This is a genomic window from Enterobacter cloacae complex sp. SHL018, from assembly GCF_049237905.1.
Taxonomy (GTDB): Bacteria; Pseudomonadota; Gammaproteobacteria; order Enterobacterales; family Enterobacteriaceae; genus Enterobacter; species Enterobacter hormaechei_C.
Genome location: NZ_JBMKJE010000002.1, coordinates 585107 through 599285 on the forward strand (window position 1 = coordinate 585107; position 14179 = coordinate 599285).

11 protein-coding genes and 1 tRNA gene are annotated in these 14179 nt (G+C 53.7%); 1 reads left to right on the plus strand and 11 read right to left on the minus strand.

Annotation, left to right across the window (positions count from 1 at the left end):
• Nucleotides 1-89: 89 nt before the first annotated feature.
• The 11 genes from ACOTY5_RS12615 to ACOTY5_RS12665 all read right to left on the minus strand — a co-directional run bounded on the left by ACOTY5_RS12615 (nucleotide 90) and on the right by ACOTY5_RS12665 (nucleotide 12406).
• Nucleotides 90-1985: a DEAD/DEAH family ATP-dependent RNA helicase gene (locus tag ACOTY5_RS12615; RefSeq protein WP_003861780.1), complete on the minus strand. Its 1896-nt coding sequence runs from the start codon at nucleotides 1983-1985 to the stop codon at nucleotides 90-92.
• Nucleotides 1978-2058 carry a protein YrbN gene (yrbN, locus tag ACOTY5_RS12620; RefSeq protein WP_097397692.1) on the minus strand — a complete coding sequence of 27 codons (81 nt, stop codon included), beginning with the start codon at nucleotides 2056-2058 and terminating at the stop codon, nucleotides 1978-1980. The genes ACOTY5_RS12615 and yrbN overlap by 8 nt, the downstream gene beginning before the upstream one ends.
• A 107-nt stretch (nucleotides 2059-2165) precedes the next feature.
• Nucleotides 2166-3050 (minus strand): lipoprotein NlpI, encoded by an 885-nt coding sequence (gene nlpI / locus ACOTY5_RS12625; RefSeq protein ID WP_003861782.1) that lies wholly within the window; start codon nucleotides 3048-3050, stop codon nucleotides 2166-2168.
• A gap of 110 nt (nucleotides 3051-3160) precedes the next feature.
• On the minus strand, nucleotides 3161-5299 hold the full coding sequence (gene pnp, locus ACOTY5_RS12630) for a polyribonucleotide nucleotidyltransferase (RefSeq protein WP_045141576.1): 2139 nt from the start codon (nucleotides 5297-5299) through the stop codon (nucleotides 3161-3163).
• A 242-nt stretch (nucleotides 5300-5541) separates the two neighbouring features.
• Nucleotides 5542-5811, minus strand: a complete 270-nt coding sequence (gene rpsO, locus ACOTY5_RS12635; RefSeq protein WP_003861789.1) for a 30S ribosomal protein S15 — start codon at nucleotides 5809-5811, stop codon at nucleotides 5542-5544.
• 154 nt (nucleotides 5812-5965) lie between these two features.
• A complete protein-coding gene (gene truB / locus ACOTY5_RS12640) occupies nucleotides 5966-6916 on the minus strand; it encodes a tRNA pseudouridine(55) synthase TruB (protein ID WP_017693918.1) in 951 nt (316 codons plus the stop codon).
• Nucleotides 6916-7320 carry a 30S ribosome-binding factor RbfA gene (gene rbfA / locus ACOTY5_RS12645; RefSeq protein ID WP_003861793.1) on the minus strand — a complete coding sequence of 135 codons (405 nt, stop codon included), beginning with the start codon at nucleotides 7318-7320 and terminating at the stop codon, nucleotides 6916-6918. The genes truB and rbfA overlap by 1 nt, the downstream gene beginning before the upstream one ends.
• A gap of 106 nt (nucleotides 7321-7426) precedes the next feature.
• Nucleotides 7427-10114, minus strand: a complete 2688-nt coding sequence (infB, locus tag ACOTY5_RS12650) for a translation initiation factor IF-2 (RefSeq protein WP_006812117.1) — start codon at nucleotides 10112-10114, stop codon at nucleotides 7427-7429.
• A 24-nt stretch (nucleotides 10115-10138) separates the two neighbouring features.
• Complete coding sequence (gene nusA / locus ACOTY5_RS12655) at nucleotides 10139-11641, minus strand: transcription termination factor NusA (protein WP_003861798.1); 1503 nt, start codon at nucleotides 11639-11641, stop codon at nucleotides 10139-10141.
• A 28-nt stretch (nucleotides 11642-11669) separates the two neighbouring features.
• On the minus strand, nucleotides 11670-12122 hold the full coding sequence (rimP, locus tag ACOTY5_RS12660) for a ribosome maturation factor RimP (protein WP_014833432.1): 453 nt from the start codon (nucleotides 12120-12122) through the stop codon (nucleotides 11670-11672).
• A 207-nt stretch (nucleotides 12123-12329) separates the two neighbouring features.
• A tRNA-Met gene (locus tag ACOTY5_RS12665) sits at nucleotides 12330-12406 on the minus strand.
• A 286-nt stretch (nucleotides 12407-12692) separates the two neighbouring features.
• On the opposite strand from ACOTY5_RS12665, the gene argG reads away from it, so the two are divergent.
• A complete protein-coding gene (gene argG / locus ACOTY5_RS12670) occupies nucleotides 12693-14039 on the plus strand; it encodes an argininosuccinate synthase (protein WP_015571974.1) in 1347 nt (448 codons plus the stop codon).
• Nucleotides 14040-14179 lie beyond the last annotated feature (140 nt).

The window sequence follows — 14179 nt, forward strand, 5'->3', positions numbered from 1 at the left end:
TACCAGTACAAGAGTACAAAAGGAATAAAAAAAGCCCCGATAGCAACTATCGGGGCTGTATATTTTACTTTACGTCAGAAGCGAAAGGCTTACGCGTCACCGAAACGACGACGGCTGGCGCCTTCTTCACGGCGTGGACCACGGTTTTCGCGGCGCTCACCGGAGAAACGACGGCCTTCACCACCGCGACCTTCGCTGCGACCGCCTTCACGACGCTCGCCACCGAAACCGCGACCACCGCCACGACGTTCGCCGCCACGGTCAGGACGTGGCTGTGCATCGCCCAGCAGCTGCATGTTCATCGGCTTGTTCAGGATACGGGTGCGAGTAAAGTGTTGCAGTACTTCGCCCGGCATGCCTTTTGGCAGCTCGATGGTGGAGTGGGAACCGAACAGCTTGATGTTACCGATGTAACGGCTGCTGATGTCGCCTTCGTTAGCGATCGCGCCAACGATGTGACGAACTTCAACACCATCATCACGGCCCACTTCAATGCGATACAGTTCCATTTCGCCAGCGTCACGACGCTCGCGACGTGGACGGTCTTCACCACCACGCTCTGGACGGTCACCGCGTGGACCACGGTCGTTACGGTCGCCACGACGTTCGAAACGATCGTCACGGTCACGGAACTCACGCTTAGGACGCATCGGCGCATCAGGTGGCACGATCAGGCTACGTTCGCCCTGCGCCATTTTCAGCAGTGCTGCGGCCAGGGTTTCCATGTCCAGCTCTTCGCCTTCAGCGACAGGCTGGATCTGGGACAGCAGCGCACGGTACTGATCCAGATCGCTGCTTTCCAGCTGCTGCTGTACTTTCGCGGCGAATTTTTCCAGACGGCGTTTGCCCAGCAGTTCTGCGTTTGGCAGCTCGGCTTCTGGAATGGTCAGCTTCATGGTGCGTTCAATGTTACGCAGCAGACGACGCTCGCGGTTCTCAACGAACAGCAGCGCACGGCCTGCACGACCCGCACGACCGGTACGGCCGATACGGTGAACGTAAGACTCGGAGTCCATTGGGATATCGTAGTTTACAACCAGGCTGATACGCTCAACGTCCAGGCCACGTGCTGCCACGTCGGTTGCAATCAGGATATCCAGACGACCGTCTTTCAGACGCTCCAGAGTCTGCTCACGCAGGGCCTGGTTCATGTCGCCGTTCAGCGCTGCGCTGTTGTAGCCGCTACGCTCCAGGGCTTCAGCCACTTCCAGGGTCGCGTTTTTGGTACGAACGAAAATAATCGCCGCATCAAAATCTTCCGCTTCCAGGAAACGTACCAGCGCTTCGTTTTTGCGCATGCCGTATACAGACCAGTAGCTCTGGCTGATGTCCGGGCGAGTGGTCACGCTGGACTGAATACGCACTTCCTGCGGCTCTTTCATGAAGCGGCGGGTAATGCGACGGATCGCTTCTGGCATGGTTGCAGAGAACAGAGCGGTCTGATGACCTTCCGGGATCTGCGCCATGATGGTTTCTACGTCTTCGATGAAGCCCATACGCAGCATTTCATCGGCTTCGTCCAGTACCAGACCGCTCAGTTTAGAGAGGTCCAGGGTACCGCGCTTCAGGTGATCCAGCAGACGACCCGGCGTACCGACAACAATCTGTGGACCCTGGCGCAGGGCGCGTAACTGCACGTCATAACGCTGGCCGCCGTACAGGGCTACCACGTTTACGCCGCGCATATGTTTAGAGAATTCCGTCATAGCTTCAGCAACCTGAACAGCCAGTTCACGGGTTGGAGCCAGGACGAGGATCTGCGGCGCGCGCAGGTCCGGATCAATGTTGTTCAGCAGCGGCAGCGAGAATGCTGCGGTTTTACCGCTACCAGTCTGGGCCATGCCCAGCACGTCACGACCAGAAAGCAGGTGTGGGATACACTCAGCCTGGATCGGAGATGGTTTTTCGTAACCCAGATCGTTAAGGGCTTCAAGGATAGGAGCCTTCAGGCCCAGATCTGCAAAAGTGGTTTCGAATTCAGCCATGTAGTACAAGTGCCTCGATATTAATGGCGGCCAGTCTACTTAGCTCATCGTGAAAATGATTAGCAATTTTCATTGAAAAGTGTGAACCGGCTCAAATTAGGTGTATTGACGAACAACAACGCCCTCACCAGTGAAGGTGATGGCAATCAAAAGATTACGGGCTGATGTTTATGTCGTCAGCTATTGCTGGTCCGATTCTGCCAGGTCGTCTTGCTCCTGGCCCAAGAGCGATAATTCCAACAATGCATAACGGTGCTCAACGAAGTTATGTACGTTGTTAGCAACCGCTAATTTGAACAGTGCCGTAGCGCTGTCCATATCCCCCAGACTTAGGTAGTACTTACCTAAATAGAAGTTGGTTTCACTGAGATGCTCAGCGAGCGAGGTGTTATCCGTTGCGTCCGCCTTGAGGCGTTCCATCAGCGTTGCTTCGCTAATGTTGCCCAGGTAGAACTCGACAATGTTCCATCCCCACTGTTCCTTGTCCGATTTCTCGAAGCGCTGTTTCAGTGCTTCTTTGGCCTGCTTCTCATCGAGCTTCTGCTCAACGATGTAAAGCCACAGGCTGCGGAAAGGATCATTAGGATCGTCTTGATAAAACGCCAGCAGATCATCTTGCGCTAACTTATCACGACCGCCGTAATACAATGCGATACCGCGATTCAAGTGCGCGTAGTTGTAAGTTGGATCAAGCTCAAGTACAGAATCAAACGCTTCATAGGCAGCATCAAAATTGCCTGCCTGCGTTAAATAAATGCCTAAGTAATTGAATACTTCAGGCATATCAGGTCGAATCGCCAGCGCTTGTGAAAAATCATTTCGCGCCAGTGCCCTCAGACCGAGACTATCATACAACACTCCGCGCTCATATAAAAGCTGTGCGCGTTCGTCATCGGTTAAAGCCCGACTGGCAAGTATTTGTTCCATGCGTGCCAGAATGACTTCCTGCTGCAAAGTCGGTTGCAATGGCACTGCGAGGACTTCGCTCTTACGCCAGGCAGAGTTGCTGCATCCTGCCAGCGTTAAAGCTGTCGCAACGAAACACCAGCGCAAAAAAGGCTTCATTTCCCACTCCCGAAGACAACTATTGGATGAACGTCCTGTCCCCCGGCGGCTTAACAAGGCGTCCTGCCTGATAATAAGCCCTCCGCCTGCGCGGAGGGCAAATGGCAACCTTACTCGCCTTGCTGTTCAGCAGCCGGAGCTTCCGGCGCCGCAGCAGGCTGAGACTGCTCGGTTGCTTCTTTAATGCTCAGACGGATACGGCCCTGGCGGTCAACTTCCAGAACTTTCACCGGTACTTCCTGACCCATTTGCAGGTAATCGGTCACTTTCTCAACGCGCTTGTCAGCGATCTGAGAGATGTGTACCAGACCTTCTTTACCGCCACCGATGGCAACGAATGCGCCAAAGTCAACGATACGGGTCACTTTACCATTGTAGATACGGCCCACTTCGATTTCTGCCGTGATCTCTTCGATACGACGGATAGCGTATTTCGCTTTCTCGCCGTCGGTTGCTGCGATCTTCACAGTACCGTCATCTTCGATTTCGATGGTGGTGCCCGTTTCTTCGGTCAGTGCACGGATAACAGAACCGCCCTTACCGATAACATCTTTGATCTTGTCTGGATTGATCTTGATGGTGTGAATACGCGGAGCGAATTCAGAGATATCACCGCGTGGCGCGTTGATAGCCTGTTCCATCACGCCCAGGATGTGCAGACGCGCACCTTTAGCCTGGTTCAGAGCAACCTGCATGATCTCTTTGGTGATACCTTCAATTTTGATATCCATCTGCAAGGCAGAGATACCGTCGCGGGAACCCGCCACTTTGAAGTCCATATCGCCCAGGTGGTCTTCGTCGCCCAGAATGTCAGACAGAACAACGTAGTTGTCGCCCTCTTTCACCAGACCCATTGCGATACCCGCAACGGCGGCTTTAATTGGCACGCCTGCATCCATCAGCGCCAGAGAGGCACCACACACGGAAGCCATAGAAGAGGAACCGTTGGATTCGGTGATTTCAGACACCACACGTACGGTGTACGGGAATTTGTCTGCTTCTGGCATCACTGCCAGCACGCCGCGCTTCGCCAGACGACCGTGACCAATTTCACGACGCTTCGGTGAGCCAACCATACCGGTTTCGCCCACAGAGTACGGAGGGAAGTTGTAGTGGAACAGGAAGCTGTCAGTACGCTCGCCCATCAGTTCGTCGATGATCTGTGCGTCACGTGCGGTACCCAGGGTCGCGGTTACCAGCGCCTGCGTTTCACCACGGGTGAACAGCGCAGAACCGTGAGTACGTGGCAGTACGCCAGTACGCACGTCCAGACCACGGATCATGTCTTTTTCACGGCCATCGATACGCGGCTCGCCTGCCAGGACGCGGCTACGAACAACGTTTTTCTCGATGGCGTGCAGGATTTCGCCAATCTCGTTAGCGTCCAGCGTTTCGTCTTCGGCAACCAGGGTCGCGGTCACTTCAGATTTGATCACATCAACCTGAGCATAGCGCTCCTGTTTGTCGGTGATGCGGTATGCGTCGCTCAGACGAGATTCTGCCAGTGCAGCAACGCGTGCGTTCAGCGCCTCGTTCACCGCTTCTGGCTGCCAGTCCCAACGTGGTTTACCGGCTTCTTTCACCAGGTCGTTGATGTTCTGAATAACGATCTGCTGCTGCTCGTGGCCAAATACCACAGCGCCCAGCATCTGATCTTCGCTCAGCAGTTCAGCTTCGGATTCAACCATCAGAACCGCTGCTTCAGTACCGGCAACAACCAGGTCCAGCTTACTCTCTTTCAGCTCTTCCTGAGTTGGGTTCAGTACGTACTGGTCATTGATGTAGCCAACGCGCGCGGAACCGATTGGGCCATTGAATGGAATACCAGACAGTGACAGGGCCGCAGATGCGCCGATCATAGCAACGATGTCCGGGTTAACCTGTGGGTTAACGGAAACAACGGTCGCAATAACCTGAACTTCGTTTACGAAGCCTTCCGGGAACAGCGGACGAACCGGGCGGTCAATCAGACGCGCGATCAGGGTTTCGCCTTCGCTTGGACGGCCTTCACGACGGAAGAAGCCACCCGGGATTTTACCGGCAGCGTAGGTACGCTCCTGGTAGTTAACGGTCAGTGGGAAGAAGTCCTGACCTGGTTTAGCTTTTTTCTGGCCAACTACGGTAACGAATACAGCGGTGTCATCCATGCTTACCATAACGGCAGCAGTAGCCTGACGCGCCATCATGCCGGTTTCCAGCGTGACGGTATGCTGACCATACTGGAATTTACGAACGATCGGATTCAGCAAAATTCTGTCCTTTCTTAAATGTTTGAAAGCACACCTCAGGTGTGCTGACGATTTAACCCGACCTTCTTCGCATCCTCGCGACTAATGACAACCGACACCCCCATGGGTGAAGCCTCTCATTAGCCGCGCGAACCTCTGCAATGAAGATCATTTATAGCAACAATACAATAGTTTCCATTGAATTGCTGCCGTCTGGTTGAAAAAAGGGGCCATCAGGCCCCCTTTTCTGAAACTCGCAAGAATTAGCGACGCAGGCCCAGACGCTCGATCAGCGCGGTGTAGCGTGCAACATCTTTACGCTTCAGGTAGTCGAGCAGTTTACGACGCTGAGAAACCATACGCAGCAGACCACGACGGCTGTGGTGATCTTTTTTGTGCTCTGCAAAGTGACCTTGCAGGTGGTTAATCTGTGCAGTCAGCAGTGCAACCTGAACTTCGGTAGAACCGCTGTCGTTAGTACCACGACCAAACTCAGAAACGATTTTAGCTTTAGCTTCAACGCTTAGAGACATTTTCAAACTCCAAAGTATAAAGAATGTAAGGATGCCGATCTCTAATTCAGCTATCCCATGTACGCCCCGCAGATTGTTAAACAATTTACCAGGCGTTAAGCGGCGATATTCTACTCGTCTCCCCTGCTTATCGCAAGGTGAGGCGTTATCACCGTCACGCTTCGACCGGATATTCGACGACCAGACGACGCGGCGCCACACGCCCTTCGCCATCCATTTCGCCCATACCGATGAATTTCCCTTCGTCACCTTCCGTCACGCGTACCAGGCCCTCAAGCGGCGCCCCCGATGTGCGAACCGGGTTTCCGTTCTTAAAGTAAACGGACGATGTTAAAGGAAGATTAACAACCGGGAAGTCCACTGCCGGACTGTCCATTGGCATCAGCAGCGGGTCCAGCAGATCGGCTGGCGCAACGCCCTGCGCTTGCGCCTGTTCAACCAGGGCGTGCAGATGCTCAAGCGTCACCATGCGTTCGACCGGATATTTGCTGACCGCCAGACGACGCAGATAAATCACATGCGCGCCGCAGCCCAGCTTTTCACCGAGGTCATCAATGATGGTGCGGATATAGGTCCCTTTCGAACAGTGTACTTCCAGCTCGAGTTCATCACCTTCGTGGCGAATGAACAGCAACTCATACACGGTAATCGGACGAGCTTCACGCGGAACCTCAATGCCCTGACGCGCATATTCGTAGAGCTTTTTGCCCTGATATTTCAGCGCCGAATACATCGACGGCACCTGTAGCGTATCACCACGGAAGCTGTCCAGCGCCGCATCAAGTTGCTCCGCGCTGAAGGTCACCGGGCGCTCTTCCACCACCAGGCCATCTGCATCAGAGGTATCCGTGCGCTGGCCCAGTTTGGCAATCACGCGGTAGCGCTTATCCGAATCCAGCAGGTACTGGGAAAACTTTGTCGCTTCCCCCAGGCAGATCGGCAGCATGCCGGTTGCCAGCGGATCCAGCGCGCCAGTGTGCCCTGCACGGTTGGCGTTATAAATACGCTTCACTTTTTGCAGCACGTCGTTGCTGGATGCGCCCTGTGGTTTATCCAGCAACAGCACGCCATGCACGTCACGACCGCGACGACGAGGACGACTCATCAGTCCTCCTTGCTGTCGTCCGCCGGGTTAACACGACGCTCATCGTCATGTTTCACCACGCTGGTCACCAGGTTGGACATACGCATACCTTCAACCAGCGAGTTGTCGTAGAAGAAGGTCAGCTCTGGCACGATACGCAGGCGCATTGCTTTGCCAAGCAGAGAGCGGATGAAACCAGAGGCTTCCTGCAACGCTTTAATGCCGTTCTTCACGGCGTCTTCATCCTGGTCATTCAGGAAAGTAACAAACACTTTGGCGTACGCCAGGTCGCGGGACATTTCCACGCCCGACACGGTGGTCATCATACCCACGCGTGGATCTTTGATTTCACGTTGCAGAATGAGAGCGATCTCTTTCTGCATCTCCTGCGCGACGCGCTGTGGGCGACCAAATTCTTTCGCCATAATAAATTCTCCAGACAAAAAAGGGGCTTAAGCCCCTTTTTAAAATTACTGCCGGGTGGCGCTTCGCTTACCCGGCCTACGCTAATTAATCTTCAGTTGACGAAGATTACGCGATGGTACGCTGAATTTCGATGATCTCGAACACTTCGATCATATCGCCAACGCGAACGTCGTTGTAGTTCTTCACGCCGATACCACATTCCATGCCGTTACGGACTTCGTTAACGTCATCTTTGAAGCGGCGCAGGGATTCCAGCTCACCTTCGTAGATAACCACGTTGTCACGCAGTACGCGGATTGGGTTGTGACGCTTGATGGTCCCTTCGGTAACCATACAGCCCGCGATCGCACCGAATTTCGGTGATTTGAACACGTCACGTACTTCAGCCAGACCGATGATCTGCTGTTTCAGCTCAGGAGACAGCATGCCGCTCATCGCTGCTTTCACTTCGTCAATCAGGTTATAGATGACGGAGTAGTAACGCAGATCCAGGCTTTCAGCATCAATCACTTTACGCGCAGATGCGTCAGCACGAACGTTGAAGCCAACAAGGATCGCGTTGGACGCTGCTGCCAGGGTTGCGTCGGTTTCGGTGATACCACCTACGCCAGAACCGATGATCTTCACTTTCACTTCGTCGGTAGACAGTTTCAGCAAGGAGTCGGAGATCGCTTCCACAGAACCCTGAACGTCCGCTTTCAGAACAATGTTCACTTCGTGAACTTCGCCTTCGGTCATGTTGGCGAACATGTTCTCGAGTTTAGATTTCTGCTGACGAGCCAGCTTCACTTCACGGAATTTACCCTGACGATACAGAGCGACTTCACGCGCTTTCTTCTCGTCACGTACCACGGTGACTTCGTCACCGGCAGCCGGAACACCGGACAGGCCGAGAATTTCCACTGGAATGGACGGACCCGCTTCCAGCACTTCCTGACCCAGTTCGTTACGCATCGCACGAACGCGACCGTATTCGAAACCACACAGAACGATGTCGCCCTTGTGCAGAGTACCTTCGCGAACCAGAACGGTTGCAACCGGACCACGACCTTTATCCAGGAAGGATTCGATTACCGCGCCGCTCGCCATACCTTTACGAACCGCTTTCAGCTCCAGAACTTCAGCCTGAAGCAGGATAGCGTTCAGCAGGTCGTCGATACCGGTACCTGCTTTTGCTGATACAGGGATGAACTGCGCTTCACCGCCCCACTCTTCCGGCATAACGCCGTACTGGGACAGTTCGTTCTTCACGCGATCCATATCGGCTTCTGGCTTATCGATTTTGTTAACTGCGACAACCAGAGGCACCTGCGCCGCTTTCGCGTGCTGGATAGCTTCAATGGTCTGTGGCATCACGCCATCGTCGGCAGCAACAACCAGAACAACGATATCCGTTGCCTGAGCACCACGAGCACGCATTGAGGTAAACGCTGCGTGGCCTGGGGTATCCAGGAAGGTGATCATGCCGTTTTCGGTTTCTACGTGGTAAGCACCGATGTGCTGGGTAATACCACCCGCTTCGCCGGAGGCAACCTTAGTAGAACGAATGTAGTCAAGCAGAGAGGTTTTACCGTGGTCAACGTGACCCATGATGGTCACGACCGGTGCGCGCGGTTCAGCCGCTGCGCCCGTATCACGGTCGCTCATTACTGCTTCTTCCAGCTCGTTTTCACGACGCAGGATAACTTTGTGACCCATCTCTTCGGCAACCAGCTGTGCGGTTTCCTGGTCGATGACCTGGTTGATGGTGGCCATTGCGCCCAGTTTCATCATCGCTTTGATGACCTGAGAGCCTTTCACCGCCATCTTGTTAGCCAGTTCGCCAACGGTGATGGTTTCGCCGATCACAACGTCACGGTTAACGGCCTGAGCAGGCTTCTGGAAGCCCTGCTGGAGAGCGGAACCTTTACGCTTGCCGCCTTTACCGCCGCGAACCGCTGCACGCGCTTCTTCACGGTCAGCTTTTGATTCAGCGTGTTTGTTACCTTTTTTCGCAGGACGCGCAGCTTTTGCACTGCGAGTACGGCCACGACCACCTTCAACTTCGCGGTCGTTGTCGTCTTCTGCCTGACGCGCATGCTGAGACGTGGTGACGTGATAATCGCTGGTATCTTCAGTTGGTTCAGCGGTATTCACACCGTTCTTCTCGTTTTCTTCTGCCATGCGACGCGCTTCTTCGGCGACGCGGCGAGCTTCTTCTTCAAGCTTGCGGCGGGCTTCTTCTTCCGCTTTACGCTTCAGCTCGGCAGCTTCATTTTCACGGCGGGCTTTTTCAGCCTGGGCAGTTTTGGTCATTTCGTCGGTCTGTTGATTGCTCACTTTGTCTTTTTCCGCAGCGTCACGCTTCGCTTTTTCACCGGCGTCGCGTTTCGCTTTTTCTGCGGCCTCACGTTCAGCTTTTAATTCTGCTTCACGTTTGGCAGTGGCTTCTGCCTCACGCTGAGCTTGTTCTTCCGCTTCACGCTGTGCCTGCTCTTCCGCGGCAAGGCGTTCTGCCTCTTGCGGATCACGTTTTACAAAGGTGCGCGTCTTGCGGACTTCAATTTGTACCGACTTGCTTTTGCCACCGGTACCAGGGATGTTCAACGTGCTACGCGTTTTACGCTGTAGCGTTAACTTGTCAGGCGTAGAGCCGTGTTCACGGTTCAGGTGCGCTAACAAGGTTTGTTTTTCTTGCGCGGTCACCGAGTCATCAGCGGACTTCGGGATCCCTGCATCAGCAAATTGCTGTACCAGGCGGTCCACGGAGGTCTGAATCTCAGCAGCCAGCGATTTTACAGTTACATCAGTCATGCTGTTCCTTCCTGCTACAGTTTATTACGCTTCGTCGCCGAACCAGCAAATATTACGTGCGGCCATGATGAGTTCGCCGGCTTTCTCGTCGGTTAAACCTTCGATATCGGCCAGGTCATCAACGCCTTGCTCAGCGAGATCTTCCAGCGTACAAACACCACGGGCAGCCAGCTTGAACGCAATCGCACGATCAAGACCTTCCAGATTCAGCAGGTCATCAGCCGGCTTCTTATCGCCAAGGCTTTCTTCCTGAGCCAGCGCCAGGGTGGTCAGTGCGTTTTTAGCGCGTTCACGCAGGGCTTCAACGGTTGGTTCATCCAGACCGTCAATTTCCAGCAGCTCTTTCATTGGCACGTAGGCCAGTTCTTCCAGCGTAGAGAAACCTTCTTCAACCAGCACAGTGGCGAAGTCTTCGTCAATGTCCAGGTATTTGGTGAAGGTATCGATCGCCGCGTGGGCTTCAGCCTGATGCTTGGCCTGAAGGTCATCAACGGTCATCACGTTGAGTTCCCAGCCGCTCAGCTGTGACGCCAGACGTACGTTCTGACCGTTACGGCCAATCGCCTGCGCCAGGTTGCCCGCTTCTACAGCGATATCCATGGTGTGTTTGTCTTCGTCAACAACGATAGACGCCACATCAGCCGGTGCCATTGCGTTGATCACGAACTGCGCCGGGTTATCGTCCCACAGAACGATATCAATGCGCTCGCCGCCCAGTTCGGTAGAAACCGCCTGAACACGTGCGCCACGCATACCGACGCAAGCACCGACCGGGTCGATACGCTTGTCGTTGGTTTTCACCGCAATTTTCGCACGGGAACCCGGATCGCGGGCCGCCGCTTTGATTTCGATAACTTCTTCGCCGATTTCCGGCACTTCGATACGGAACAGTTCAACCAGCATTTCTGGTTTAGAACGCGTCACGAACAGCTGTGCACCACGCGCTTCAGGACGTACGGCATACAGCACACCACGAATACGGTCGCCTGGGCGGAAGTTTTCACGCGGCAGCATGTCTTCACGCAGGATCACGGCTTCAGCGTTACCCGGCAGCCCTTCGGATTTGATCTCCAGAGAGATGTTGTCGCGGTTCACTTTCTTCACCACGCCAGTGATGATTTCGCCTTCCTGATCGCGGAACTGATCGACAACCAGCGCGCGCTCGGCTTCGCGCACTTTCTGCACAATAACCTGCTTCGCGGTCTGGGTGGTGATACGGTCGAAGGTAACAGATTCAATCTGATCTTCAACGTAGTCACCCACGTTCAGACTTTCGTCTTCAAAACGTGCCGCTTCCAGCGTGATCTCTTTGGTCGGTTGGGTCACTTCTTCAACGATTACCCAACGACGGAATGTATCGAAGTCACCGCTTTTACGATCGATTTCTACGCGAACATCGATCTCTTGTTCGTATTTTTTCTTGGTTGCTGTAGCCAGTGCACTTTCCAGCGCTTCGAAAATCTTCTCACGCGGCAGTGATTTCTCGTTGGAGACGGCTTCAACAACAGCCAAAATTTCTTTGTTCATCGCGGGCTTTTCACCTCAATCCAGACTGTTAAAAGTGGGGAACCAGGTTCGCCTTCTGGATATTACTCAGCGCGAACACTTCATCTTTGCCTTCGACTGTCACCGTGATCATTTCACCATCAACGGCTTTGATAATTCCCTGCCATTTACGGCGGTTCTGTACGGCCATACGCAGAACGAGAGCCACTTCTTCACCGGTAAAGCGCACGTAGTGCTCGGCCGTGAACATCGGACGATCGAGGCCAGGTGAGGAAACTTCCAGGTTGTACGCAACGGTAATCGGATCTTCAACATCAAGAACCGCACTCACCTGGTGGCTGACATCAGCACAATCATCAACATTGATGCCATCTTCACTATCAATATAGATGCGCAGTGTGGATGTACGGCCGCGAACGAATTCGATGCCGACCAGTTCGTAGCCCAGTGCTTCGACCGGCGCAGTAATCATCTCTGTTAATTTTTGCTCTAATGTGGACAAGCCCACCCCCAAGACATAAAAAAAGGGCGTAAAGCCCAGTTATTCTGTAGTCAGATAACAAAAAACCCCGATAAATCGGGGCTTTAGATAACTGAACCCTATAGCCACAACTGTGGCCTGGAGCACTCTCCGAAAGCATTTTTTCAAATCCAGCTACGAAGGCTCTAAGTCTTCACAGTATATTTGAAAAAGAACTTTATAGGAAAGTGGTTGCGGGGGCCGGATTTGAACCGACGACCTTCGGGTTATGAGCCCGACGAGCTACCAGGCTGCTCCACCCCGCGCCTGAAACGTGGCAAATTCTACGCGTTTTGGACAGAATTTGCAAATAATGCTGGGATTTGGTACCGAAGACGGGACGTAAAATCGGCGTTCAGTATATTGATAGTTGACCCCACCTGTCAACCCAACTTCAGCCAGGGCAATAAAAGGGAAATTTTTACAAAAAACGCACACGTCTCTTTCGGTCGTCGATAAAAGATGATTAAATGAATACTCACTTATTTTGCATAAAAATGCATCGAGAGCGAAAGCGGTCTCTAATCAGTCAATCAAGCAGGGTTTTATTATATGACGACGATTCTCAAGCATCTCCCGGTAGGACAACGTATTGGCATCGCTTTTTCTGGCGGCCTGGATACCAGCGCTGCACTGCTGTGGATGCGCCAGAAGGGAGCGGTTCCTTATGCATATACTGCGAACCTGGGTCAGCCGGACGAGGAAGATTATGACGCGATCCCTCGTCGTGCCATGGAATATGGCGCAGAGAACGCACGTCTGATCGACTGCCGTAAGCAGCTGGTTGCCGAAGGGATTGCCGCGATCCAGTGCGGTGCTTTCCATAATACGACCGGCGGCCTGACCTATTTCAATACCACCCCGCTGGGTCGTGCCGTCACCGGCACTATGCTGGTCGCCGCCATGAAAGAAGATGGCGTGAACATCTGGGGGGACGGTAGCACCTATAAAGGCAACGATATTGAACGTTTCTATCGTTATGGCCTGCTGACCAACGCCGAGTTGCAGATCTACAAACCGTGGCTGGATACCGACTTCATCGACGAGCTGGGTGGCCGTCATGAAATGTCTGAGTTTATGATTGCCTGCGGCTTTGACTACAAGATGTCCGTTGAGAAAGCCTACTCAACCGACTCCAACATGCTGGGTGCGACGCACGAAGCGAAAGACCTGGAATTCCTGAACTCCAGCGTAAAAATTGTTAACCCGATCATGGGCGTGAAGTTCTGGGATGAGAACGTGAAGATCCCGGCGGAAGAAGTGACCGTGCGTTTCGAACGTGGTCATCCGGTTGCCCTGAACGGTAAAACCTTCTCCGACGATGTTGAACTGATGCTGGAAGCAAACCGCATCGGCGGTCGTCACGGTCTGGGTATGAGCGATCAGATCGAAAACCGTATCATCGAAGCGAAAAGCCGTGGCATTTACGAAGCGCCGGGGATGGCGCTGCTACACATCGCTTACGAGCGTCTGCTGACCGGTATTCACAACGAAGACACCATCGAGCAGTATCACTCTCATGGCCGTCAGCTGGGCAAACTGCTGTATCAGGGTCGCTGGTTTGATCCACAGGCGCTGATGCTGCGTGACGCCCTGCAACGTTGGGTGGCAAGCGCAATCACCGGCGAAGTGACCCTGGAACTGCGTCGCGGCAATGATTACTCCATCCTCAATACCGTGTCTGACAACCTGACCTATAAAGCAGAGCGTCTGACCATGGAGAAAGGTGAGTCAGTGTTCTCTCCGGACGATCGTATTGGCCAGCTGACCATGCGTAACCTGGACATCACCGATACCCGTGAGAAGCTGTTCAACTATGTTGAGAATGGCCTGCTCTCCGCCAGTTCCGGTAATGGCCTCCCTCAGGTTGAGAACCTGGAACACAGCGATAAGAAATAATCGACAGCAAGTCATGCAAAAGGCGCCCATTGGGCGCCTTTTTTGTGGTCTTCGTAGGCCCGGTAAGCGCAGCGCCACCGGGCAAAACGGCGGGTGGCGCTGCGCTTACCCGCCCTACAAAAGATCGGATACACAGAATG